At 67.7% G+C, this 24203-nt stretch carries 21 protein-coding genes and 1 tRNA gene; 11 read left to right on the top strand and 11 right to left on the bottom strand.

Annotated elements, in window-relative coordinates:
• Positions 1 to 37 precede the first annotated feature (37 nt).
• From ACQE3M_RS00190 to cgi121, 3 genes are all read left to right on the top strand, one after another.
• On the top strand, positions 38 to 289 hold the full coding sequence (locus ACQE3M_RS00190) for a DUF7967 family protein (protein ID WP_430503446.1): 252 nt from the start codon (positions 38 to 40) through the stop codon (positions 287 to 289).
• Positions 290 to 366: 77 nt separating this feature from the next.
• The gene (locus tag ACQE3M_RS00185; protein WP_430503445.1) at positions 367 to 2829 is read left to right on the top strand and encodes an ATP-dependent DNA helicase; all 2463 of its coding nucleotides are present in this window, start codon (positions 367 to 369) and stop codon (positions 2827 to 2829) included.
• Positions 2826 to 3527 carry a KEOPS complex subunit Cgi121 gene (gene cgi121, locus ACQE3M_RS00180; RefSeq protein WP_430503444.1) on the top strand — a complete coding sequence of 234 codons (702 nt, stop codon included), beginning with the start codon at positions 2826 to 2828 and terminating at the stop codon, positions 3525 to 3527. Before ACQE3M_RS00185 ends, cgi121 begins: the two co-directional genes overlap by 4 nt.
• A 193-nt stretch (positions 3528 to 3720) precedes the next feature.
• On the opposite strand, the gene ACQE3M_RS00175 is transcribed toward cgi121, so the two are convergent.
• A tRNA-Gln gene (locus ACQE3M_RS00175) sits at positions 3721 to 3793 on the bottom strand.
• A gap of 208 nt (positions 3794 to 4001) precedes the next feature.
• Here ACQE3M_RS00175 and ACQE3M_RS00170 point away from each other — a divergent pair.
• Both ACQE3M_RS00170 and ACQE3M_RS00165 read left to right on the top strand, forming a co-directional pair.
• Entirely contained in the window at positions 4002 to 4592 is a 591-nt protein-coding gene (locus tag ACQE3M_RS00170) for an IMP cyclohydrolase (RefSeq protein ID WP_430503443.1), read from the top strand.
• An 83-nt stretch (positions 4593 to 4675) separates the two neighbouring features.
• A complete protein-coding gene (locus ACQE3M_RS00165; RefSeq protein ID WP_430503442.1) occupies positions 4676 to 5374 on the top strand; it encodes a metallophosphoesterase family protein in 699 nt (232 codons plus the stop codon).
• 15 nt (positions 5375 to 5389) lie between these two features.
• Here ACQE3M_RS00165 and ACQE3M_RS00160 read toward each other — a convergent pair whose 3' ends face one another.
• The 4 genes from ACQE3M_RS00160 to ACQE3M_RS00145 all read right to left on the bottom strand — a co-directional run bounded on the left by ACQE3M_RS00160 (position 5390) and on the right by ACQE3M_RS00145 (position 8850).
• On the bottom strand, positions 5390 to 6574 hold the full coding sequence (locus tag ACQE3M_RS00160) for an aspartate kinase (protein WP_430503441.1): 1185 nt from the start codon (positions 6572 to 6574) through the stop codon (positions 5390 to 5392).
• 372 nt (positions 6575 to 6946) lie between these two features.
• Complete coding sequence (locus ACQE3M_RS00155) at positions 6947 to 7810, bottom strand: Zn-ribbon domain-containing protein (RefSeq protein ID WP_430503440.1); 864 nt, start codon at positions 7808 to 7810, stop codon at positions 6947 to 6949.
• Positions 7811 to 8209 carry a DUF2073 domain-containing protein gene (locus ACQE3M_RS00150; RefSeq protein ID WP_430503439.1) on the bottom strand — a complete coding sequence of 133 codons (399 nt, stop codon included), beginning with the start codon at positions 8207 to 8209 and terminating at the stop codon, positions 7811 to 7813.
• Positions 8209 to 8850 carry an Era-like GTP-binding protein gene (locus ACQE3M_RS00145; RefSeq protein ID WP_430503438.1) on the bottom strand — a complete coding sequence of 214 codons (642 nt, stop codon included), beginning with the start codon at positions 8848 to 8850 and terminating at the stop codon, positions 8209 to 8211. Before ACQE3M_RS00145 ends, ACQE3M_RS00150 begins: the two co-directional genes overlap by 1 nt.
• A 1733-nt stretch (positions 8851 to 10583) precedes the next feature.
• Between ACQE3M_RS00145 and ACQE3M_RS00140 the strand changes: the two genes are divergently transcribed.
• Positions 10584 to 12344: a Cdc6/Cdc18 family protein gene (locus ACQE3M_RS00140; RefSeq protein WP_430504024.1), complete on the top strand. Its 1761-nt coding sequence runs from the start codon at positions 10584 to 10586 to the stop codon at positions 12342 to 12344.
• Between the two features lie 285 nt (positions 12345 to 12629).
• On the opposite strand, the gene ACQE3M_RS00135 is transcribed toward ACQE3M_RS00140, so the two are convergent.
• Positions 12630 to 13703, bottom strand: coding sequence for a S24/S26 family peptidase (locus ACQE3M_RS00135; protein ID WP_430503437.1), 1074 nt, complete (start codon positions 13701 to 13703; stop codon positions 12630 to 12632).
• 79 nt (positions 13704 to 13782) lie between these two features.
• Here ACQE3M_RS00135 and ACQE3M_RS00130 point away from each other — a divergent pair, with 79 nt between their 5' ends.
• Positions 13783 to 15459: a DNA-directed DNA polymerase II small subunit gene (locus tag ACQE3M_RS00130; RefSeq protein WP_430503436.1), complete on the top strand. Its 1677-nt coding sequence runs from the start codon at positions 13783 to 13785 to the stop codon at positions 15457 to 15459.
• 18 nt (positions 15460 to 15477) lie between these two features.
• On the opposite strand, the gene ACQE3M_RS00125 is transcribed toward ACQE3M_RS00130, so the two are convergent.
• Positions 15478 to 15978, bottom strand: a complete 501-nt coding sequence (locus ACQE3M_RS00125; protein WP_430503435.1) for a hypothetical protein — start codon at positions 15976 to 15978, stop codon at positions 15478 to 15480.
• 154 nt (positions 15979 to 16132) lie between these two features.
• Here ACQE3M_RS00125 and ACQE3M_RS00120 point away from each other — a divergent pair, with 154 nt between their 5' ends.
• The 3 genes from ACQE3M_RS00120 (at position 16133) to ACQE3M_RS00110 (ending at position 18596) form a co-directional block, all read left to right on the top strand.
• Positions 16133 to 17461, top strand: a complete 1329-nt coding sequence (locus tag ACQE3M_RS00120; protein ID WP_430503434.1) for a glycosyltransferase family 2 protein — start codon at positions 16133 to 16135, stop codon at positions 17459 to 17461.
• Between the two features lie 109 nt (positions 17462 to 17570).
• Complete coding sequence (locus tag ACQE3M_RS00115) at positions 17571 to 17660, top strand: adenosine deaminase (RefSeq protein ID WP_430503433.1); 90 nt, start codon at positions 17571 to 17573, stop codon at positions 17658 to 17660.
• A complete protein-coding gene (locus tag ACQE3M_RS00110) occupies positions 17661 to 18596 on the top strand; it encodes a DUF7089 family protein (protein WP_430503432.1) in 936 nt (311 codons plus the stop codon). It abuts the gene before it with no gap.
• Between the two features lie 52 nt (positions 18597 to 18648).
• Here the strand turns inward: ACQE3M_RS00110 and ACQE3M_RS00105 are convergent, their stop codons facing one another.
• Positions 18649 to 19233: a DUF7090 family protein gene (locus ACQE3M_RS00105; protein ID WP_430503431.1), complete on the bottom strand. Its 585-nt coding sequence runs from the start codon at positions 19231 to 19233 to the stop codon at positions 18649 to 18651.
• Positions 19234 to 19356: 123 nt separating this feature from the next.
• Between ACQE3M_RS00105 and ACQE3M_RS00100 the strand changes: the two genes are divergently transcribed.
• The gene (locus ACQE3M_RS00100; RefSeq protein WP_430503430.1) at positions 19357 to 20034 is read left to right on the top strand and encodes a class I SAM-dependent methyltransferase; all 678 of its coding nucleotides are present in this window, start codon (positions 19357 to 19359) and stop codon (positions 20032 to 20034) included.
• A gap of 16 nt (positions 20035 to 20050) precedes the next feature.
• On the opposite strand, the gene ACQE3M_RS00095 is transcribed toward ACQE3M_RS00100, so the two are convergent.
• Genes ACQE3M_RS00095 through ACQE3M_RS00085 form a run of 3 tightly spaced genes read right to left on the bottom strand, consistent with a single transcriptional unit; the run spans position 20051 to position 24189 of the window.
• Positions 20051 to 21229, bottom strand: a complete 1179-nt coding sequence (locus ACQE3M_RS00095; protein ID WP_430503429.1) for an ABC transporter ATP-binding protein — start codon at positions 21227 to 21229, stop codon at positions 20051 to 20053.
• On the bottom strand, positions 21219 to 23108 hold the full coding sequence (locus tag ACQE3M_RS00090) for an ABC transporter permease (RefSeq protein ID WP_430503428.1): 1890 nt from the start codon (positions 23106 to 23108) through the stop codon (positions 21219 to 21221). The genes ACQE3M_RS00095 and ACQE3M_RS00090 overlap by 11 nt, the downstream gene beginning before the upstream one ends.
• Complete coding sequence (locus ACQE3M_RS00085) at positions 23065 to 24189, bottom strand: thiamine ABC transporter substrate-binding protein (protein ID WP_430503427.1); 1125 nt, start codon at positions 24187 to 24189, stop codon at positions 23065 to 23067. Before ACQE3M_RS00085 ends, ACQE3M_RS00090 begins: the two co-directional genes overlap by 44 nt.
• Positions 24190 to 24203: the final 14 nt, after the last annotated feature.

Raw genomic sequence — 24203 nt, 5'->3', positions numbered from 1 at the left:
CGCCCCTTTTAAGCGTCCGAGGAGTCGAGCCGTACACATGCCCCGACTCTGGCTCGTCGACCGCGAGTTCGACTCGAAAGGGCTCGTCCGCCTCACCTACGCGACGGAGGACGGCGAACAGGTGTTCGTGAAGGAGATCGCCGAGGCGCAGCTGTTCCAGCGGGGCGTCACCGCCGCCGTCGACGTCGACGGGGGGAAGCTCAAGTCGCCCGACCCGGAGGACGTCGACCGGTTCGCCACGGAGGCGTCGCGGATGGCCGCCGAGCACGACCCCGACGACGAGATCTGAGGATCGTTTTCTCGGGCGGCGGTCGCCGCCACCCCCACTCCGATGATTTAAACCGGATCGCAAGCCAAGAGCTGGTAATGCAACCGACATCGCTCTCCGGGCTCCCCGAGGGGGTCGGCGAGGCCCTCGAGGCGGAGGGCGTCGCGGAACTCTACCCTCCACAGGAGCAGGCGGTGGAGGCCGGCCTGCTCGACGGCGAGAACCTCGTCGCCGCCGTGCCGACCGCCTCCGGGAAGACGCTGATCGCCGAGCTTGCCATGCTGTCGGCGATCGAGCGTGGCGGGACCGCCCTCTACATCGTCCCGCTGCGCGCGCTCGCGTCCGAGAAGAAGACCGAGTTCGAGCGCTGGGAGGAGTTCGGCATCGACGTCGGCGTCACGACCGGGAACTACGAGGCCGACGGCGAGTGGCTCGCGACCCAGGACGTCATCGTCGCCACCTCCGAGAAGGTCGACTCGCTCATCCGGAACGGCGCCCCGTGGATCGACGACCTCTCCTGTGTCGTCTCCGACGAGGTCCACCTCGTCGACGACAGCCACCGCGGACCGACGCTCGAGGTCACCCTCGCGAAGCTCCGGCGCGTCAACCCCGGCCTGCAGACCGTCGCGCTCTCCGCGACCGTCGGCAACGCCGCGGAGATCGCCGACTGGCTCGACGCGAACCTCGTCGAGTCCGACTGGCGCCCGATCGACCTCCGGATGGGGGTCCACTACGGCAACGCGATCAACTTCGACGACGGCTCGCAGGTCGAGGTCCCCGTCGAGAGCGGCGAGAAGCAGACCCCCGCGCTCGTCGGCGACGCACTCGACACCGAGGAGGACGGGCAGGGCGGCTCCTCGCTCGTCTTCGTCAACTCCCGCCGGAACGCGGAGTCCGCCGCGCGCAAGCTCGGCGACGTGACGCGACCGCGGCTCACGAGCGAGGAGCGCACGAAGCTCCGCGACCTGGCCGCCGAGATCCGGGACGTCTCCGACACCGACACCTCCGAGGACCTCGCGGACGCCGTCGCCGACGGCGCCGCCTTCCACCACGCCGGGCTCGCGGCTGAGCACCGGAGCCTCGTCGAGGACGCCTTTCGCGACCGGCTGATCAAGTGCGTCTGCGCGACGCCGACGCTCGCGGCCGGGGTCAACACCCCCGCCCGCCGGGTCATCGTCCGCGACTGGCGCCGGTACGACGGCGAGTTCGGCGGGATGAAGCCGCTCGACACGCTCGAGATCCACCAGATGTGCGGCCGCGCGGGGCGCCCCGGCCTCGACCCGTACGGCGAGGCCGTCCTCCTCGCGAAGGACTCCGAGACGATGGACGAGCTCTTCGAGCGGTACGTCTGGGCCGACGCGGAGCCGGTCCGCTCGAAGCTCGCCGCCGAGCCCGCGCTCCGGACCCACGTGCTCGCGACGATCGCCTCCGGCTTCGCCTCGTCCCGGGAGGGCCTGCTGGAGTTCCTCGACAACACGCTGTACGCGACCCAGACCGACGACGAGCGCCGGCTCGCGGACGTGACGGATACCGTCCTCGACTACCTGGAGGCGAACGACTTCCTCGAACGCGACGGCGACTCGCTGGTCGCGACCGGCATCGGCCACACCGTCTCGCGACTCTACCTCGACCCCATGAGCGCCGCGGAGATGATCGACGGGCTGCGGGCGGCCGGGGGGGCCGACGCTGCTGGCGCGGCCGACCCCAACGCGGACGACGCGAACAGCGAGTTCGCCCCGAGCGACGAGCCCGCAGCCAGCGACGACGAGGCGGCGTTCGTGAACTACACGCGGGAGGAAGACGAGGGGGCCGAAGCTAGTGACGACAGCGCCGACGAGGAGACCGACTCGGCCACCCCCGAAACCACCGATCCCGACCTCTCCCCGCTCGGCCTCTATCACCTCGTCTGCCGGACGCCGGACATGTACGATCTCTACCTGAAATCGGGGGACAAGGAGCAGTATACGGAGCTTTGCTACGAGCGCGAGGGCGAGTTCCTCGGGAAGGTCCCCTCGGAGTACGAGGACGTCCGCTTCGAGAGCTGGCTCTCCGCGCTGAAGACCGCCCGCCTCCTCGAGGACTGGGCCAGCGAGACGGACGAGGCGGACATGGCCGAGGAATACGGCGTCGGCCCCGGCGACATCCGCGGGAAGGTGGAGACCGCCGAGTGGCTGCTCCGGGCGATGGAGACGCTCGCGTCGGAGATCGGCCTCGACGGTGTCGTCCAGATCCGCGAGGCGCGCAAGCGCGTCGAGTACGGCGTCCGCGAGGAGCTGCTCGACCTCGCCGGCGTCCGGAACGTCGGGCGCAAGCGCGCGCGCCGACTGTACGAGGCCGGCATCGAATCCCGCGCGGACCTCCGCGAGGTGGACAAGTCCGTCGTCCTCGGCGCGTTGCGCGGGCGGGAGAAGACCGCCGAGACGATCCTGGAGAACGCCGGCCGCGAGGACCCCTCGCTGGACGACGTGCGCGCGGACTCGTCGGCCTCGGCCGCCGCGACCGCCGGCGCGGCCTCGGGCGACGACGGTGACGGGCAAGCGAGCCTGGGTGATTTCCAGTGATCGGCGTCGACTCGCCCACGGCCACGCCCGACGTGGACGTCCGGATCGTCGAGGGGGTCGCCCACGTCGACGACCTCGACGAATTCCTGGCGACGGTTGACGAGATCCGGGCGGAAACCGGCGCCGTCGTGCAGCTGTTCGACGCGCGCTACGTCGTCTCCCGAGAACACCTGACTCGGGCCGTTGGCCTCGCGGAGCGGGCCGCCGCCCGCGACGAGGCCGTCGCTCGCGACCGCGCCGTCGAGGTGCTACTGTACGCCGCCGGGCGTCGGCAGATCGACCGCGCGCTGGAGATGGGCGTCAGCGAGGGCAAAGTGCCGACCGTCGCCGTCGCGTACGCGGCCGGTAGCGACGCCGACGCGACTGGCGACGCGGTTGCCGACGTCGATGCGGCTGACGTCGATGCGGCTGACGTCGATGCGGCTGACGTCGATGCGGCCGACGTCGATGCGGCTGACGTCGACGTGGCTGACGTCGATGCGGCCGACGTCGATGCGGCTGACGTCGACGTGGCTGACGTCGATGCGGCCGTCGACCGGCTTCGGGACCTGCTCGAACCCGCCGACACGCTCGGCGAGGTCGATCGGGAGCGCGTAATGGACTTCTTCGACGTCACGGACGCGGAACTGACGGCGACGACGGGAACGCTGACGGACGTCGTCCTCGAGCGCGTCGCGCTCCTGGACGTGGAGAAGTAGCGGTCGGAGGTCGCCAGGAACGGATCGATACGGGTCCGGCTACAGCATGTGACGCGCCACCGATACCCCCTTGTTTCGAGTGGAAGACGGTGTACTCCATCGTGATAGCGCTGGAGTCGAAACTGTCGGTGCAGGCGAAATAGGGGCCGATAGCGAATTACCGACACGTCTCGGAGGGTGAGAATCGAGAGAATAGTTCCGGGAGGATTCGAACCTCCGTCGTTGCCCCCAGAAGGCAACAGGATTGGCCACTACCCCACGGAACTTCGCATCCATCCGTAAGCCGGTTGGATACTTATGGCTGTCGTATCCGACCCGACAGTCGAGGGATGAACGGCGGCCCGTCCCGCGTTTTGGGAGCGAGTGGCACGGGAAATGCCGGCGAAAGGAAGACGCCGCGTGAGGAACGCGATCCGGTACCACATCCATGCGTAAACCATCACCTATTAGCCGCCGGGATGACCAAGTTCGTGTATGTACATCGGTCGCTTCGTCGTCGTCGGCCCTGGAATCGGTGCGTATCGCGTGTCCTCCCGCTCGTTCCCGAACCGGCAGGTCGTCGACCGCGACGGCACACTGACGGTGCTGCCGACGCCGGGTGCGCCGGAAACGGACAACCCGTACATCTCCTACAACTGCGTGCGCGAGGTGACGACGCCCGCGGGCGAGTCGCTGGCGGTCGTCGGCAACGGCTCGCACGTCGACCCGATCGCGGAGAAGCTGGAGCTGGGCTACCCCGCTCGCGACGCGCTGGCGACGCCGTTGCTCGCGCTCGACTTCGAGAAGGACGACTACGACACCCCCCGGATCGCGGGCGTCGTCGGCGCCGAGACGGCGACCATCGGGACGGTCCGCCGTGACGCGCTGGTCGTCGAGGAGGTGTCGGAGCCGACGCTCGTCGCGACCTACGAGAAGGACAGCCCCGAATCCTACTCGCTGGGTGCCGACTCGGCGACCGGGGCGGCGAGCGAGGTGCTCGGTGCGGCGTTCGAACATCCGGTCTGTGCAGCTGGCGTGACCGTCACCGAGGACGCCGTGTCCGTCGCCGTCGACAACGGCGAGTAGCGCGGCCGCCCGTCGTCGGGGCTGGCAACGGCGCACGTGCGGTCGGCCGAAGGTCTTTGTCCACGGCTCCGCTGGCCTCGCGTATGCAGGTCGGAGTGATCTCGGACGTTCACGGCAACCGGGTCGCCTTCGACGCCGTCCTCGACGACATGCCGAACGTCGACCAGGTCGTCCACGCCGGCGACGTCGTCGGCTACAACCCCTGGCCGGGCGAGTGCGTCGACCGGATCCGCTCGGCGTCGATCCCGTCGGTCCAGGGGAACCACGACCGGGCCGTCGCCGACGGAGACACGTTCCGGTTCAACAGCCTCGCGGGCGCCGGCGTGAAGCACGCGAAGTCGACGCTGGACGACGAGCGGATCGAGTGGCTCGGTGGCCTGCCGGCGGAGCGGTTCGTCGCCGACGGGCGCGTCCGGATCGTCCACGGTCACCCCATGGACCCCGACCGCTACACCTACCCCGAGGAGTTCCGCCCGGAGCTGCTTACGCGGGGGCTCGACGCGGAGGAGAGTATGGAAGTCGATCGGGATCCCGACGTCCTCGTCATGGGGCACACCCACGTCCAGGGGCACGCCGTGTACGACGAGGGGATCGTCCTGAATCCGGGGAGCGTCGGCCAGCCACGCGACGGCGACCCCCGAGCGGCGTACGCCGTCGTCGACCTGGACGCGATGACGGTCGACGAGCGGCGGGTCGAGTACGGCGTCGACCGCGTCGTCGAGGCCGTCGAGAACGCTGACCTGCCGCGGCGCATCGGGACGCGACTGCGGGAAGGAAAGTAAAAACGGCGCTGCAGGTTACTCCTGGACCTGGTTCTGGATGATGTCGAGGGCGTCCTCGCGGTCGTCCCAGGCGACGAAGAGGGCGACGGAGGTCGCGCTCGTGATGATGTCGATGACGTTGATGTCGGCGTCGGCCAGCGGGGAGACGATCCCCTGAATGACGCCCGGCTGGTTCGGCAGTTCACCGCCCGTGACGCGGATCACGGCGATTTCGTCGTTGACCGTGACCGACGAGAGCGTGTCCTCGGTGACGACCTCGTCGTGGAGGAGGGTCTCGGCCTCCTCGGCGCGCGTGGAGTCGACGTAGAACGTCACCGAGTCCATGCCGGACGCGACGGCGTCGATGTTGATCTCGGCGTCGCGGAGCGACGTCGACAGGTCCGCGAGGATCCCGGGTCGGTTCCGGATCGCGCGCCCGGCGACCGTGAGACAGGAGAGCGGCTCCTCGCGCATGTCGACCAGGTTCTCGAACTGGCCCTCGATGCGCGTGCCGCCCGTCAGCAGGTCGCCGTGCTGGTAGTGAGTAACGCGGACGTCGAGGTCCCCGTCCTTGTAGGAGAGCGCGCTCGGGGCGATGACCTCCGCGCCGCGGAACGAGAGGTTTCGGAGCTCGTCGACCGTGATGCGGCCGACGTTGCGCGCGCCCTCGACGACCCGGGGGTCGCCGGTCATGATCCCCTCGACGTCGGTGACGATGACGACCTCGTCGGAGTCCATGTAGTTGCCGAGCATGACCGCCGTCGTGTCGGACCCGCCGCGGCCCAGCGTCGCGACGTTGCCCTCGGGGTCCTCCGCGAGGAAGCCCGTGATGACCGGCACGGTGTCGTCGAGCTCCGCGGCGAGTTTCTGGGCGCGTGCGCGCGTGGTCTCGACGTCGACCTCGCCGAGCTCGTTGGTGACCACGGGCCACTCCTCGTCGCCCGGTTCGAGGAACGTCGCGTTGACGCCACGGGCGGCGAGGGCGGCCTTCAGCATGCGGACGCTGGTTCGCTCGCCCATCGAGATGATCTCCGCCCGGTCGGCCTCGTCGGCCTCGAACGTGATGTCCTCGATGAGGTCGTCCGTCGTCGAGCCCATCGCGCTGGCGACGACGGCGATCTCGTTGCCCTCCTCGACCGCCTTCGCGATCGAGTCGGCCGCGCGATTGATTCGGTCCCCGCTTCCGAGGCTCGTGCCGCCGAACTTGGCGACAACCCTCATACGTACCCCTCAGAGCAGATTGCGTGGTGCGTAAACATATCGCCGGCTAGCGGAGGGAGCCGCATAACTGTGTCTTCTTGTCCAACCGTTGCCGGTGTGTACCCCCGATTCCTGATGAACGTTTAAAAGGGATTCCGGAGACACGGGCGTTTCTCGGAGAACGATGGGATTCGTCGAGCGCGGTGTCATCGCCGGAGCAACCGATGCAGGCGGTCGGCCGAAATGCTGTTGAGAAGCGAAGGGTGAGCGAACGGTGCGCGTCTCGACGAAATTCGAAGGCCCCTGGTTTCCGGTAGTCGAAGCCCCCTGGTTTCCGGTAGTCGAAGCCCCCTGGTTTCCGGTAGTCGAAGCCCCCTGGTTTCCGATGGAACGCTACTCGCCGCGGTCCTCGATGGAGTTCGGCATCTCGATGACGTATCGACCGTCCTCCTGCAGGGAGATGATGTACTCCTGGCGGTCGTACAGCTCCATCAGGTTCAGCTCGTACTTCCCCGGGCTCACGATGCGGATGCTCTCGAACTGGTCGTTCAGCTCCTCACGGAGGTCGTCGAGCTCGGGGCGCTCGTGGTCGGCTGGAGGGTGGTCTGTGTCCGACGGCTGGTCCGTGTCGGATGGGCCGGGTCCATCCGCGTCGCGCGTCGTTTCGGGTGGAGCGGCGTCGCGCTCGTCGGTCGACTGACCGGCATCGCGGTTGGCGACCGAGAGCTCGTCGGGACTGACGACGTCGGAGCGCGCGCTCGCCTGCGCGCTGTCCTCGGTGCCGGCAGTGTCGGACTCGACGAACTCGGTGGTCTCGCGGTCGTCTGCCGGTTCGGTCGCCTGATCGGGGGATCCGTTGGGGGAGGCACCAGTGGACGCATCCGCCTCGGTCGGTTCCGGCGTCGCCGAGGAGCGCCGATAGTCGTCCGCTTCTGTTGGGGAGACGGGTTTCGACCGCTGGGCGGCCTCGGGCTCGTCGCCGTGGGTGGGCCAGTCCGTTCGGCCGTCGTCCGCGTCGGCGCGGGAGTTCGGTTGGGTGGAGCTAGCTGTCGACTGGGTGGAGCTAGCTGTCGACTGGGTGGAGCTGGCTGTCGACTGGGTGGTGGACGGACCGGTGTCGCCCCCGCGCGACGTGTCGTCGACGTCGCTCGCGGGCGTGAACTGGAACTTGTTGCCGCCGCAGTCGGGGCAGCCCGAGAGCATCTCCTTCGAGCCGTCCGCGAACGTGCGCCCGCACTCGGTACACTGGTGGGGCATCTACTTGCGGGAGACGAGCGTGCTAATGAGGTTCTCGTCCTTGTGGAGCGTCTCGATCTGGTTGGCCGGGCCGATCACCGTGAGCGTCTGGGTCGATTCACGTCCCATGAGCTTGTCCAGGAAGCTCTGGTCGGTCGCCTCGGCCTTCGGGTAGGTCTCGATCTCGATGCCGGAGAAGTCGTCGGGGCTGATCTCCGTCATGGTAACCTCGATCAGCTTGGACTCCTCGTCCGGCGAGAGCCCCTCCTCGAGGATGACGATGTTGCCGTCGCGGACGCCGTCCAGGATGAGACGGATCTTCTCCATCCCGGTGAGCCCCTCCATGCGAGCGCCGCTGATGAGGTCGATCCGCACGCCGTCGTCGTCGGGGTCACCGACGTCTGGGGTTGCTTCCGGCATTATCCGAAGTACTCCGCGATCTTGTCGTACACTTCGTCCATGTTCTCACCCTCCAGCGCCGAGAGGGGGATCGTTTCGTGCTGCGGGAACGCGTTCGCGACCCGCTGGATGTTCGACTCCGGCAGGTCCGTCTTGTTCGCGAGAATGAGGACCGGCAGGTCCTGCGACTCGATGATGCCGATGAGCATCGTGTTCACCTGCGTGAACGGGTCCGTGGTGGAGTCGAGGACGTAGATGACGCCGTCGACGTCCTCGCGGAGCCAGTGCATCGCCTCCGCGACGCCCTCCGTGGCCTCGCGGGAGCGGCGGACGGCGTCGTCCTTCTCCATCTCGTGGTCGAGGAACTCCTTGTAGTCGACCTTCGTCGTCACGCCCGGGGTGTCGACGATGTCGATCGTCACCTGTCGGCCGTTTCGCTCGATCTCGACCCCCTCCTTGCGTCGCGCTCGACGCGTCTCGTGAGGGATGTGGCTCTCCGGCCCGACGGCGTCGCCGGTCCAGTCTCGTGCTATCCGATTCGCGAGGGTCGTCTTCCCGGCGTTCGGCGGTCCGTAGATGCCGATCCGCTTCGGCTCGTCGGCCGTGAACAGCCGGTCGGTGACCCGTGAAACGCTGTCCTTAAGATTCGTGAGCAGTCCCATCCTGACCTCCGATTCCCTGCGACCGCGCGGGGATTCTACTGACGTTCGTCACCCCTCTTACTTAAGAACTGCGTCAGACAAAAATCAAAAATCCGACGGAGACGGCCGGAATCGGCCGGTCGTCGGTGTTCTAGTCCATTTCACGAAACCGATTCGAGATCGGGGGCTGGAAGTGGAACGGCCATGGACGACGGATGGATATTGTTTGCGTGTTCAATCCGTCGTTAATGGTGTTTGTGACAATCCAGCTACAGAACCCGGGTACTCCGGATGGCAGGATCGGGGGAGAGACGTCCTGCAGAAGTTGACAGTCGTGAACGGCGGAGAGTATCGGGTAATTGTAAAATAGTTTGTTAGTTGGTATGAATTAAGCCTGTATTCTATCGGATCCGTTCGTTTCGGGTCGAATCACCCGGCTTCATTTAAGTAGCCACGAGCTGCAACCGGTTCGTCGTGTCCCGTCTATCTGTCGAAATCCCCTGCCACCAACTGTTGGTGGGCGTGATCGATGGCGGATAGAAGTAGGATGCCGATGGTGGACGGAAGTGAGGTGCTAATCGCGAACAGAGACTTGCAGTTTTGGATGGGAGCAGTTGGCGACGGTGGAGACGCTGAAGGGGAGGAAGCTGCATTGGCGTGAGGGTCGTTTGCCCACCCCTCGTTGCCCCCCACCCCTTCGTTTCGTGTGGAACGTGGCGGGAGGCCGGAGGTGGTCGGTTAAGCTGGAGCTGTTCGACGGTTCTCGAATAAACTCACAAACAAATTCTCCACTCAACTAAGCGACGATAGTGGTATACGGGTACTGTTTTACAGTGTGTATAATAAAACCCCGTGTTTCCAGTAACACCCCCTCCCCCACCCACCCAAACAACCGTTCCACACGAAACGAAGGGGTGGGGGGCACCCGTCTATTTCGAGTCGAACGGAACGCCGAAAGGACAGACCCGAAACGAGGGGGTTCCCCGGTAAAAGAGGAACCTCTCGACAATAAACCATGGTAGCAACACACGCTACAACGATACCGAGGCGTTTTCGCCGATGAACAGAGGCGAGATCCCCACGACAGCTTCGGTGCCAACTCCGTCGACACCTCTTCTCGACTTCGTATAGCCGATCATTTTAGTCGGCGATCCAGCTGCGGAAGACTCACGAGTCGTGGGAGCAACCACGACAGCGGCTCCGGAAACGGATGGTTTCGAGTCGACGCCGCTCCGATGAATTCACCACCACGATGGTGTACATTCCCGTCGCTTCGACGGCAACCGCCCGAATTTTGTCGCGCTATCGACCGATCAATCATCCCCCCGCTTCCATTGGAGAGGGCAACACTTTTGATGCACCTCTTCTTCTGGTTCGTCTGCATCACCTGGACGTGCCCACCACTCCGGACCGAAAGAAATCCACGGTAGAGGCCTTATATACGCCACATCTGTCGTCTGCGGGCGCGTTCTCCACTCGAAATAAGGGGGTAACATATGGGACAAAACGACACGACATCGAACGACGAAACGGGGGAATCGGGGGCGAACAGTTCGACTCGAAACGAAGAGGCGGACACGCAGCGTTCCGAGCCGACGGCCGACGCGAACGACTCCGCAGAATCACGGTCGATCCCCGACACGGCCGACGAGACGGTTTCGAGCACGAACGACTCGTCGGAAGCCGACGTCGACGTCGAGACCGATACAGGCGCAGATTCAGCGACCAGTAGTGGCAGCGTCGAAGACGCCCCCATCGACAGTACCGAGGACGCCCCCGTCGGTACCACCGCCGACCGCGCCGCCAACGGCGCTACGAACGGCGGCGTCGACGAGTCGGTTACCGCTGACGTCGACGACACGGTCGGTCGCGACGTCGATACTGCGGTCTCCGACACGGCCGATCGTCTCGCGACCGGCGACGACGGCAGCGCTGTCGAAAGCAAACCCTCGGAGAGCACCCCGGAAATCCCTGGTAACGGCCCGAGCGACACCGATCTGGACGACATCGACCTCGAGGACGTCGACGTCAACACGTCGTCCAGCCGTGACCGCTCGTCGCCGGACGTGGACCTCGTCGGTGACGTCCTCGACGACGAGGCGGACGACGGCGACAACCAGGGGCTGTTCGACGACCTGCTGTCCGGCGAACCGATCTTCGAGAACAAGGAGATCCTCCGTCCCTCCTACACCCCGCGCGAACTCCCCCATCGCAACGACCAGATCAACCAGATGGCGACGGTCCTCGTTTCCGCGCTGCGCGGGGACACGCCGTCGAACATCCTCATCTACGGGAAGACGGGGACCGGCAAGACCGCGTCCGCGAAGTTCGTCTCCAACGAGCTGGAGTCGACGTCCCAGAAGTACGACGTCCCCTGTGAGGTCGAGTACATCAACTGCGAGGTGACGGACACCCAGTACCGCGTCCTCGCACAGCTCGCGAACAAGTTTATCGAGAAGAACCAGGCCGTCATCGCGGACGAACTCGACCGCCTCCGCGACCTGCGCTCGCGAGCGACGGAGGACTCGTCCGTCCTCGAGGGCGAAACGTCCACCGACGGCACGCCGATCGAGACGCTCGACGCGGTCGACGAGCGCATCGCGGCGCTCGAGGACGACGCGGACGAGATGGAGGAGGTGCCGATGACCGGGTGGCCGACGGACCGCGTCTACTCCACGTTCTTCGACGCCGTCGACTACCACGAGCGCGTGGTCGTTATCATGCTCGACGAGATCGACAAGCTCGTCGAGAAGAGCGGCGACGACACCCTCTATAACCTCTCACGGATGAACTCCGAGCTGGAGAACTCCCGCGTCTCCATCATGGGGATCTCGAACGACCTGAAGTTCACCGACTTCCTCGACCCCCGCGTCAAGTCCAGCCTCGGCGAGGAGGAGATCGTCTTCCCGCCGTACGACGCCAACCAGCTCCGGGACATCCTCCAGCACCGCGCGGAGGACGCGTTCAAGGTCGACGCGCTCACCGACGACGTCATCCCGCTCTGTGCGGCCTTCGCCGCCCAGGAGCACGGCGACGCGCGACGCGCGCTCGACCTCCTCCGGACGGCCGGCGAACTCGCGGAGCGCAGCCAGGCCGAGATCGTCGCGGAAAAGCACGTCCGCCAGGCCCAGGACAAGATCGAGCTCGACCGCGTCGTCGAGGTCGTCCGCACCCTCCCGACCCAGAGCAAGATCGTCTTATTCTCCATCATCCTCCTCGAGAAGAACGGCGTCCACAACATCAACACCGGCGAGGTGTTCAACATCTACAAGCGCCTCTGTGAGGAGATCGACGCCGACGTCCTCACGCAGCGCCGCGTCACCGACCTCATCAGCGAGCTCGACATGCTCGGCATCGTCAACGCCGTCGTCGTCTCGAAGGGCCGCTACGGGCGGACGAAGGAGATGAGCCTCTCCGTCCCGATCGACGAAACCGAGGCCGTCCTCCTCTCGGACTCCCGGCTCGGGAACATCGAGGATGCCCAGCCGTTCGTGCAGGCCAGGTTCGACAACTGAGCGCGACGTACCGCCTCGATTCTTCCGTACTCTCGACACCGTCAACACGTCCGTTTCTTCAACGCCGCCAACGTGGCCGTTTGTTCCGCGCCGCTAACCCATCCGTTTCGACTGGAGATACACCCGCCGATAGGGATAAGTATCCCATCTATCCCCGATCTATCCCCAATCTATCCGCGAGTGTGGAACTCCAATCGAAACGGTGGGGCCGATCGGACGGTGACGCTGGAACCCGACTCAACCGTCGAACGACCCTACTTTTCGCAGGGTCTCGGAGACGAGCAGTCAGGCGGCACCGCGGGACCGCCGACCCACGGCGACCGCGCTCGCGCCGGCGGCGAACAGCGTCGAGACCGGCGAGATGCCCAGCGGGCTCGCCTGCCCCGTCGCGATCAGCCGGACCCAGCCGAGGTACGGGATCCGAACGCGCGCGACCCCTGTCACCCACTCGGCCTTTACTGGCGGCGCGATGCCGTTCGCCTGGTCGTACTGCCCGTTGGCGTCTCCCTTCGTGATGAAGCCGGCGTGCGGGGCGGGACAGTTCGTCAGCTCCTGACAGTCGTCCGCGCGAATGTGGTCCTTGTTGGCCCGGTCGTACCAGTTCTCCCCGGCCTCGACGTGGAACCGGGCCCGATGAATGATCGGTGATCCCACTCGCCCGGGTTGTTGATAGACGACGACCGATCCGGGGTTGCCGAAGGTGCTGTAGTCGGCCTCCTGGCCCTGCTGGTAGGTGACGACGCCGGCCTGGTTGGTGGCGGCGTCGGGCGCAAACCGGCCGGGCTCGGTGACGAAGATGAGGTCGCCCTTCTCCATGTTCGGCTCCATGCTCCCGGACTCGACGGCGACCATCGGCGGCCAGACGCCGCTCACCGCGAACAGCACCAGCCCGATCGCGAGGACGACCGCGGCACTCGAGAGCATCTCCCGGATCCACATCAGCGGTCCGCGCTTGGCCGTCAGAAACCGTCGAACCGGTCCCTTCCGGGTCTCGTCGGCCGCGGCCGTCCCCGGTTCGGGATCTGGCGCCCGGGCCGCGGCGGAGGGTTCCGACGTCGTCGACGCTGCGTCGCCGGACGCCGCCGTCGCGTCCTCGGTCGCGGGCATCGCACCGTTGGCTGCGGACGTCGCGTCGTCGGCCGCAGTTTGCTGCTCGTCCTCAACGACAGGATCCGAGTCGCCGACATCCTCGGTGATGTCGTCGCCCAGGTCCTCGGTACCATCGTAGCTCTGCTCTTCAATTACGTCGTTGCTCGGCTCCTCGGGTTCGTCGTGGCCCGGTTCCTCCATGGTGGCGTCGTCGCCGTCCCCGTCGCCGTCGTCCGCGTCGGCAGCTGACGGACGGTCCCCGGAATCCATTGCAACGACGTTGACCGCGTTCAGCTTTCAAGCTTCTGGGTTCGGCATTCTTTTGACCGCTTCCCGCCTTTCGACGTGTGTGCCACTGGAGACGCCCTCCCGCATCGTCAGCGAACTCGCGAGCCGCGGCTACAACGCCGAGCGGGAGGCGGTGACGCTGCTCGCCGGCGCGCCAGAGCCCGCCCTCGCGCTCGAGGCCGCCATCGAGCACGCGCCCGACGATGCGCTCCGCATCACGACCGAACACGTCCGCGCCGTCCTCGACGCCGACGGCGCCCCCGACGCCCCGACCGCCCCGGGCGCGGATGCCGCGACGGCGACGGGGTCGGCCCGAAAGGGCGCCGGCGCGAGCCTGCAGGACGACGCGGAGTCGGCGAACGAACACCCCTCCGTTTCCACTGGAACGGCCGGTTCCCGGTCGGGCGGATCCGAGGGCGACGCTCCAGTTGAAACGAAGGAGTCGAACGACGATTTGACGGCCGCGGGAACGACGGCCGCGGAATCGACGGCCGCGCAGTCCCCGAGCTCGGCCCACGATCGCGATCCCTCGCTCCGCTCGCTCGAGATCGCGAACGACATGACCGGACAGAGCACGGGCACGGGCGAGTACAAGCACTTCGTCCGGACGTTCCGGGACCGCTACGAGCGGCTCTCGGGACTGCTGCGCGGTCGCGTCAACCACCGTCCCGCGGAGTCGATCCAGCACATGGCCGGCGGCGAGGACGCGTCAATGATCGGCCTGGTGAACGACGTGCGGTCGACGGCGTCCGGCCACTGGCTCATCGAGCTGGAGGACACCACCGGTACGTTTCCCGCCCTGGTGATGAAGGACAAGGGGATCGCCGACATGGTCGAGGAGATCATGATGGACGAGTGCATTGCCATCGACGGTACGCTCGCGGACGACTCCGGGATCCTCTTTGCCGACTCCATCCACTTCCCGGACATTCCCCGGACGCACAAGCCCTCGACGGCTGACCGCCACGTGCAGGCGGCGCTCATCTCCGACGTCCACGTCGGCTCCGACGAGTTCATGGCCGACGCCTGGCACCGGTTCGCCGAGTGGCTCCACACCGACGAGGCCGAACACGTCGAGTACCTGCTCATCTGTGGCGACATGGTCGAGGGGGTCGGCGTCTACCCGGACCAGGACGAGGAGCTCGACATCGTCGACATCTACGAGCAGTACGAGACGTTCGCGGAACACCTCAAGGAGGTCCCGGGCGACATGGAGATCGTCATGATCCCGGGGAACCACGACGCGGTCCGGCTCGCGGAGCCCCAGCCCGGCTTCGACGAGGAGCTCCGGGAGATCATGGCCGCCCACGACGCCCGCATCGTGAGCAACCCCGCGACGGTCACCGTCGAGGGCGTCTCCATCCTGATGTACCACGGCGTCTCGCTCGACGAGGTCATCGCCGAGCTGCCGGAGGAGAAAGCGAGCTACGACGAGCCCCACAAGGCGATGTACCAGCTTCTCAAGAAACGCCACGTCGCCCCGCAGTACGGCGGCCACGTCCGGATGGCCCCCGAGGAGAAGGACTACCTCACCATCGACGAGGTGCCGGACGTGTTCCACACCGGCCACGTCCACAAGCTCGGCTGGGGGAAGTACCACAACGTGCTCGCGGTCAACTCCGGCTGCTGGCAGGCCCAGACCGACTTCCAGAAGTCCGTCAACATCGACCCGGACGCGGGCTACGCACCTATCCTCGACCTCGATACGCTGGAGATGACCGTCAGGAAGTTCTCGTAGGCCTCGCGCTCTCCGCGACTACTCCTCGTCGACCCCGCCGACGGCGTCGACCGAGTCCGGATCCAGCTGGTAGCGCCGCGTGGGCGACCCGTCGAACTGGGGACCCGCGCCGACGTCCTCGAACCCGGCTCCCTCGATGGCCGAGCGCCGGTCCGTCTCGTCGGCCTCCACGAGCGCTTCCACCACCATGCCCTCGCGAGCCGCGAACCGGATCGGCTCCCCGAGCAGCTCCTCGACCGCAGCCTGCGTGCCGCCGAACCCGGTGACGTGAACGGCGTCCGGCTCCGCGTCGAAGGCGACGAAGCCGAGCAGATCCTCCGACTCCACCGGTGGGCTCGGAGTCGGTTCCGGGTCCAAATCGGGTACCGGCTCCGGGTCCGGATCCGGATCGTCGACCGCCTCCGCGACGCCGACGCGCACCGACCGGTCGTGGACGAGGTTCCGGGCCGCGGCAGTGGGCTGGTCCGCGAGGGACGCGATCGCGGCCGCGTCCGCCTCCACTGCATCACGAACGTGCATAGCCCACCGTATCGGAGTCGGATACTTAAGTCGTCCCCACGGCGAGGCCGGCCGGACCGACTCCGCACAGCAGTCGGAGCTCCCCTGTGACGCGTACCCATTATGTCGGGGGGAGTGCAACAGAGATATGTCGGTCGCGTTCCTGTAGACCGGTATGATACGCCGGTACCTGCAGTCCATGGGCACTCGCGTGCGCGGTGCCGCCGAGCGGATCGGCGTCGTCGGCGGCGCCTTCGGACTGCTGGCTATCGGATTCTGGCAGGGGCTCCAGGTCACCACCGTCACGGTGGTGCTGTGGGTCGTGAGCCTCAAGCTGCTCTACTTAAAGGCTGTCAGCTCGTTCGTCGTGTTCACCACTTTCCTCCTCTGTTCGAGCGCCCTCCTCCTCTGGGAGGTGTCGCGCTCGCGCGACCCGGAGACGTACCGCCACGACGGCCCGCCGGTCGACGCGTTGATCCCGGTGTACCGGGACGGCGCCGTCGTCGATCGGAGTGTGGAGAGCCTGCTCGACAGCGACTACGAGAACCTCCGGATCCGGGTCATCACCGAGCCGGGCGACACCGAGACGATCCGGGCGGCCGAGTCGCTCGCGGCCGACGAGCCCACGGTCGAGGTGTGGGAGAACGACTGCCCGGGGTCGAAGTCCGGGGCTATCAATTCCGCGGTCGCGCGCTCCGAGGCCGACCACTTCGTCGTCTTCGACGCCGACGAGGTGGTCACGCCCTCGTTCGTCCCGGCCGCGATGGGACGGCTCACCGACGGCGTCGACGTTTTCCAGGGCCGTCGCGTCCCGGAGCCGACGGGGCTCGTGGAGACGCTGGCGTACTGCGAGCGCGCGCTGTTCCACGCCAGCTACCAGCTCGTCGAGCTAACGGGCTTCACCAACTGCCGGAGCTCGTCGACGGCGTTCACGCGAGACGCACTCGAATCGGTCGGGGGGTATCAGGACTGTCTCACGGAGGACCTCGCGTTCGCGCACGCGACCTACCGCCACGGGCTCGACGTCGAGCAGCACCGGAACCACGTCAACACGATGGAGGCGCCACACACCTTGCGGGACCTGTGGGGCCAGCGCAAGCGCTGGCGCACCGGCCAGGTCGAGTACCTCCATCGCGTCCTCTCGGGCAAGGCTACCGGCGGCGACCCGAAGCGGCGGCTCCTCTCGTTCGGCAGGATCGCCACGAGCCTCCTCGGGAGCCTCCTGACGCTCACCCTCGTCTCGAAGTTCCTCGTCCTCCTCCTGGCCGACGTGGAGGTTCTGTACTTCACCCCCCTGGCCCTGCTGGGGCTGCTGGTCGGCGGCCTGCTATGGGTCGACGTGGCCGACGGCGTCGCCGACAGCTCCGTAACGACGTGGGTCGGCGCCATCGCCGCGGCCCCGGTCGTCATCCCCCTGTTCGGCCTGCTCACGCTGTCGGCGCTGTTCGGCTACACGCTGACCTGGGACGGCGAGTGGTTCCGCGTCGCGAAGACGTCGGGGTGAGGGCCCCGGGCGGCGTCGACCTTGCGGCAACGATCTCGCGGCAATGACTCCCCCGGCTCTCCGACCCGATCTGGGAGGATTTAAGCGGCCACCCTCCCGACGTGCGAGTATGAACCAAGCGACGAAGATCGTGGTCGGAACGGTCGGTGTCTCGGCGGTCCTGGCCATACTGCTCGTGCTGACGTACGCGTTCGCCTGAATGTTCTCGGTCCGTGACCTCGACGCCGACGTCGAATCGGTCCGCGAGGCGCACGCGCCGGAGAGCCCCGTACTCGACACGGAGGCCGACTTCGAGACGATCCCGCCGGAGGCTGCGGAGGACCTCGGCCTGTTCGTCGACGGTCTCGACCCGGCGACGTACCCGCCAGAATGGCTCCCGGACGAGGTGCCGACGCTGCTCCGCCGGTACGCCGGCACGGACTTCACCGTCGGGATGCCCGGCGCGGGCACCGTCACCTGGACGGCCCAGACGGTACCGGAGACCGTCCTTGTCAAGCGCCGCGCGGAGACGACGCCGGACGATTTCCTGGCGTTCCTCGTCGCGGAGGCGCTCGTCGAGGTCGGCGCCGAAACCGAACCGCCGGTCGGCGACTCGGCAGCCGACCAGCCCGCGCCGTCGCGAGCGACGGTACCGCCGGGCGCCGTCGAGGCCGACGTCGACGGCATCCCCGAGCACTTCCTCCCCTTCTTCGGCGAGCGCTACCACGACCTCGACGCGGCGATTCGCGACCCGGAGGACCCGATCGGGCCGGGCCCGACCGACGTCTACCAGGTCGCGAACGCGCTGTTCGACGCCTGGATCGGCCTGTGCACCCGCGAGGTGTTCGCCGACTGGGAGGGCGAGCACGACCGCCTCTTCGCGGCGTGGCAGGACGCCGGCGGGCGGCTGGAGGGGCGCCTCGAGCAGCTCCCCGAGCGCGTCGCGCGCGGCGACACCGACTTCGCGGACGCGACGGAGTACGCTTGCTCGGCGGTCCGACACGGGCTCGAGCTCCCGGCGCCGTTCGCGGCGCTGGACACGAGCGCGTACCGCGAGCACGGCGCCGCCTACGCGGTCCAGTGGGCGGAGAAGACGTTCGACGCGCTGGCGGAGGCGGGGGGCGACGCCGACGGCGATGGCGACGGTGGCGAATAGCGGTCGAGAACCGGGGAGCCCTTTTGAAAAGCCGGTGTGAGCGCGATGTCCCTTATAAATCGGATTCGACGACGACGTTCCCGTCCTCGTCGAGGTCGAGCACGACGTCGAACAGCTCGCGGAAGCGGTCGATGGTCGCGCTCTCGTGGACCTCCTTCGAGAGGTGGAACAGGCCGACAGCGTCGTGGTTAGCGAGGTGGTCGAGCATCGCCGCGGTCGCGTCGTAGGTCGCGTCGTCGTCGGCGTAGTAGGCCATCTCCGTGAGCGAGTCGACGGAGATCCGCCGTTTCCCCTCGCTCTCGTCGAGGAACCGCCCGACGCGGTCGACGACGCCGTCGAGGTCGTCCGGGGCGGCGACGTAGTAGACGTTCTCGGCGGAGCGGCGCGAGTAGCCGCGCTCGACGGAGAGCGTGTCGAGGATCGTCGCTTTCGACTCGTCGACGTCGTAGTACTCGAGCTTCTGCTCGACCTCCCGCGCCGTCGTGCGCGTGGAGACGACGAGGAAGGCGTCCGTGTCCTCTTTTAAAAAGTCCGTGTCGATACGGTCCGTCTCGCCGATGCTCGGGTGGAGCAGGAGAATCCCGGTGCCGCCGGGGATCGTGTCGGGCCCGTTCTCAATGGCGAGCGAGTAGTCCATACAGGCGGCAACCGCCGGATGACCTTAAGTTGTGAGGCCGGATCACACGCCGGCGACTTCCCTTTTTGGTCCTCCCGCACCGCGTCCAAACCGGTTTTACGCGCCCCCGCCGATAGCCCGGACATGAGCGTACGCGAGGAGTTCGACGAGTGGGCGACCGCGGGGAAGGACCGCGGCATGGAGGAGCGTCACTGGCACACCGCGAAGCACGCGCTCGCGCGGATGCCGGTCGAGGCGGGCGACACGGTCCTCGACCTCGGCACCGGTTCGGGCTACGCGCTCCGGGCGCTCCGCGAGCGCGACGTCGGCCGCGCCTACGGCCTCGACGGCGCCCCCGAGATGGCCAGCAACGCCCGCGAGTACACCGACGACGACCAGGTCGGCTTCGTCGTCGGCGACTTCGACAGCCTCCCCTTTGCGGACGACTCCATCGACCACGTCTGGAGCATGGAGGCCTTCTACTACGCGAACGACCCCCACAGCACGCTCCGCGAGGTCCGGCGCGTGCTCAAGCCGGGCGGCACTTTCTACTGTGCCGTCAACTACTACGAGGAGAACCGGGCCTCCCACGCCTGGCAGGAGAACATCTCCATCGAGATGACGCGCTGGAGCCGCGAGCAGTACCGCGAGGCGTTCCGCGACGCCGGGCTTTACGTCGCTGAACAGGATAACGTGCCGGACCGCGAGATCGACGTCCCGGACGAAAGCGAGTTCCCGACCGAGAACTGGGACACCCGCGAGGCGATGGTCGACCGCTATCGCACCTGGGGCACGCTGTTGACCGTCGGCGTCGCGCCGTAGCGCCGCCGTTCTTCGCTCATTTCACGCCGATCACGTGCGCGTCTGCGGGGTCGAAGCCGACCGTCACCTCGCCCTCGAGCGGGTCGAGCGTGCGCACGAGCAGGTCGCGTCCCTGCCAGTCGAGGTGGACGCGCGTCGTCTCCCCGAGGAACTCCGCGCTCTCGACGGTCGCGGTCAGCGTGTTGTCGGTGGCGTCGACCGCGAGGTGTTCCGGTCGCACACAGAACGTGACCGCGTCGCCGACGGCGTGGTCCCAACCGGTCGCGTCGACCCGGAGCGTCTCCTCGCCCACGCGAACGGTGGCCACCTGTGAGCCGTTGCCAACCCCCTTCGTTTCAGGTGGAGATTCGCCAGCTGGCTCGGCCTCGGTCGGTTCGACGACCTCGCCAGCGAAGACGTTGTTGTCGCCGACGAACTCGGCGGCGAATCGGGAGGCGGGCTGCCGGTACAGCTCCCGCGGCGGGCTCACCTGTTCGGTCGTCCCGTCGCGCATGACGGCGACGCGGTCGGAGATAGCCAGCGCCTCCTCCTGGTCGTGGGTGACGTAGATGGTCGTGATCCCCAGCTCCGACTGGATGCGCTTCACCTGAACCCGCAGACGCTCCCGGAGCTGCGCGTCGAGCGCGCTCATCGGCTCGTCGAGCAGGAGCACGTCCGGCCCCGGCGCCAGCGCGCGAGCCATCGCGACGCGCTGGGCCTGCCCGCCGGAGAGCTCGTCGGGGTCGCGGTCGCCCATGCCGCCGAGGTCGACGAGCTCGAGCAGCTCGGCGACGCGCTCGTCGGCAGTGACGCCGCCGGGCGGGTCCGCGAAGTTGAGCCCGTAGGCGACGTTCTCGTGGACGGTCATGTGCGGGAACAGCGCGTAGTTCTGGAAGACGACGCCGACGTCGCGGTCCTCCGGCGGGACGCCGACCACGTCCGCCCCGCCGAACCGGACCGTTCCCGCGGTGGGCTCCTCGAAGCCCGCGACGAGCCGGAGGGTCGTCGTCTTCCCGCAGCCCGAAGGCCCGACGAGGGTGAAGAACTCGCCCTCGCGCACCCGGAGGCTCACGTCGTCGACGGCGGTCGTCGTCGCGAAGCGCTTCGTGACGCCGTCGAGTTCGACGGCGACGTTGCGGTCGTCGGCGACGGCGGCGTTGCTGGCGTCGTCGCTGGTGTCGGTGCTGGCTGTTGAAGTCGGGTCCCTAGAGTCCATAGCTATCCCCTCCGAGTCGGTCGATGACGACGAAACTCACGCTGGTGACGACCAGCAGCACGACCCCCATCGCGGTCGCGGGGCCGAGCCGGCGCCCGATGAAGCGCTCGATGGCGATGGGCATCGTGTACTGGTTCGTGCCCGTCGCGAGCACGATCGTCGCGGAGAACTCGCCGATCGAGATGGCGAACGCGAAGGCGGCGCCGGCGACGACGCCCGGCCAGACCAGCGGGAGTTCCACGTCGACGAGCGCCCGGACCCGCGACGCGCCGAGCGCCCGCGCGGACTCGACGAGGCTCGGGTCGAGCCCCTCCAGTCCGGGCGCGACGGTCCGGACGACGAACGGGTAGCCGGCGACGGCGTGGGCGGCAACGATGGCGAGGGCCCCGCTGACGGCGAACCGCCAGCCGGCGACTTCGACGCCGAAGACGAGCCCGCGGAGCAGCCCGAGCCCGACGACGATGCCGGAGACCGACAGGGGCGCCATCCCGACGGCATCCACGATCTTCCGGCCGCGGTACTCCCGCGTCGTCAGCACGGCGACGACGACGCCCATCGGCAGCGCCACGAGCAGCGACGCGACGCCGAACGCCAGCGAGTTGCGGACGGCGGGCCAGGGTTGCACCTGGAACGCCGCCCCGGTCGTCTGGCGCTCGAGCAGGAAGCGGTAGTGGGCGAGCGTGAGCCCGTCCGGCCCCGCCACACTCGCGTACAGCATGCTCGCGATCGGCGCGACGAACAGCACCAGCGCGACGACGGCGTAGGCCGCGAGGCCGACCCGCGGCAACAGCTCGCGAACCGAGAGCGCCGGCGGGCGCAACGGACGCCGCGGCAGCGGTCGGACGCCCCGTGCCCGAACCGAGTGCCGCGCCTCGTAGCGCAGGTACCCGTACAGCACGCCCAGCGAGATGCCGAGCTCGACGATCGCCAGCGCCGCCGCCTGCGCGTAGTTGAGGTCGCGGATCAGCCGATAGACGAACACCTCGACGGTCGCGAGCTGGAACCCGCCGAGCGCGAGCACGATGGGGAAGGTCCCGAACGTGAACACGAAGGTGAGCGTCGCGCCCATCAGCACGGCGGGGACGATCTGTGGCGCGACGACGTCCCGGAACGCGCGGAGCGGGCTCGCGCCGAGGCTCCGGGCCGTCTCGACGGCGCTGGCGTCGACCGACTCCCAGGCTGCGGTCGTCACGCGGGCCACCAGCGGCGCGTTGTAGAAGGCGTGCGCGATGACGACGGCCTCGAGCGTGAACAGCAGGTCGACCGGCCCGAGGCCGACGGCGCCGAGCACAGCGTTGAGGGTCCCGCGGTCGCCGAACGTGGCGACGAAGCCGACCGCGACCATGATCGACGGGAGCACGAACGGGAGGATCGTCAGCGACCGGAGCATCCGGCGGCCGGGGAACTCGTAGCGCGCGAGCAGGTACGCCGCCGGGAGCCCGAGGGCGACGCTGGCGACGGTCGACAGCAGCGCCTGGTAGACGGTGAAGCCGACGATGCCGAGCCGGGGGTCCGACGACAGCAGCGATGCGAGCACCGTCGCCGGCGGCACCCCCGAGAGCAATCGGGCGAGCTCGCCGAAGTAGAAGGGATCCCGGAAAATGTCGGCGAAAACGCGCAGCGTTACCCGTCCGTCGACGACGACGGCGTCGATAAAGACGGTCGCGACGGGGTAGTAGAAGACGACGAGCAGGAGCCCCACCGTCGCGACGGCCAGTGCCGTCAGCGCGCGGCGTTCGACGCGGTCGCGGACGCGCCGGCGTGCAACCGCGCGGTCCGGGCTGTCTCGGGCTCCTCGGGCGGGGTCGTCACCGCCGACGGCGTCGCTCACGTCGTCAGTTGCTGGCGAACTGCCGCTCCCAGTCGTCGATCCAGCCACTAACGGAGCCCTTGAGCTCCTCGTACGTGAAGGTCACCGGTTCAGGCGGCTCCTTGGCGAGCTCCGCGTAGTCCGCCGGTAGCTCGGCGTTCGTCGTTGCCGGGAAGGCGACGTTTCGCTGGGCGATGCCGCCCTGGATCTCGGGCTGGAGCAGGAAGCCCATAAAGTCGCGCGCCAGGCCCGCGTTGGAGGCGCCGTCGAAGACGGCCATCCCCTCGGGGTTGGCGTATCCCTGGTCGTTGAGGAAGCGGATCTGGTGTTTCTCGAGGTCCGCGCCAGACTGGTCGGCGAACACCTGGTCCGTGGAGTAGGAGACGACCATGGGTGCCTCGCCGCCGGACCAGGCGCTGTACGCGTCCGACCAGGAGCCGAGCACACGGACGTCGTTGGCCTGCAGGTCGCTCCAGTAGTCGAGGTACCGCTCCTCGCCGTACTCGTGGATCGTGTGCAGGAGGAACGCGCGCCCGGTCGCGGAGCTGGCGGGGTTCTGCGCGATGAGGTCGCCCGCGAACTCCTCCTTCAGGAGGCCGTCGAACGTTTCCGGGGCCTCGACCGAGGTCCCGTCGTAGACGAGGCTGATGTAGCCGGTGTCGTACGGGACGGCGCGGCCCTGTGGGTCGAACTGGAGGCCGGATTTGACGTTCTCGGCGCCGGCGACGTCGCCGGCCTCCACGAACAGGTCCTCGTCGAGCTTCTTGTCGACGCGGACGAGGTCGTCGGTGTTGAGCCCGAGGTACATGTCGGCCTCGACGTCGACGCCGGCGTTCCGCCGCTCGACGTAGTAGTTCACCTCGTTGCTGGGGGTCTGCCAGACGAGGCGGGCGTCGAACTGCTCCTCGAACTTCCGTTTCACCCACGCGCCCGGACTCGACGACGGCGCGTCAATGAAGGCGCTGTAGGTGCCGACGACGAGGGTTTCCGGCTCCGTGTCGCCGGTCGTCGTGCCCGTCGCGGTCTCGGTGTCGGCTGGCGTCTCCGTGTCCGTCTGTTCGGCGGAACAGCCCGCCAGCCCCGCCACGCCGGCCGCACCGGCCGCGGTCAGGAAGCGGCGGCGCGTTCGCGGCATCTCGTTGTCGCTCATTAGCGAGTGGTTGC

The organism is Halosubterraneus shenae (assembly GCF_050510935.1).
GTDB lineage: Archaea > Halobacteriota > Halobacteria > Halobacteriales > Haloferacaceae > JBDGPU01.
The sequence above is the reverse complement of the archived record's forward strand: the minus strand, read 5'-3'. Positions and strand labels throughout refer to the sequence as shown.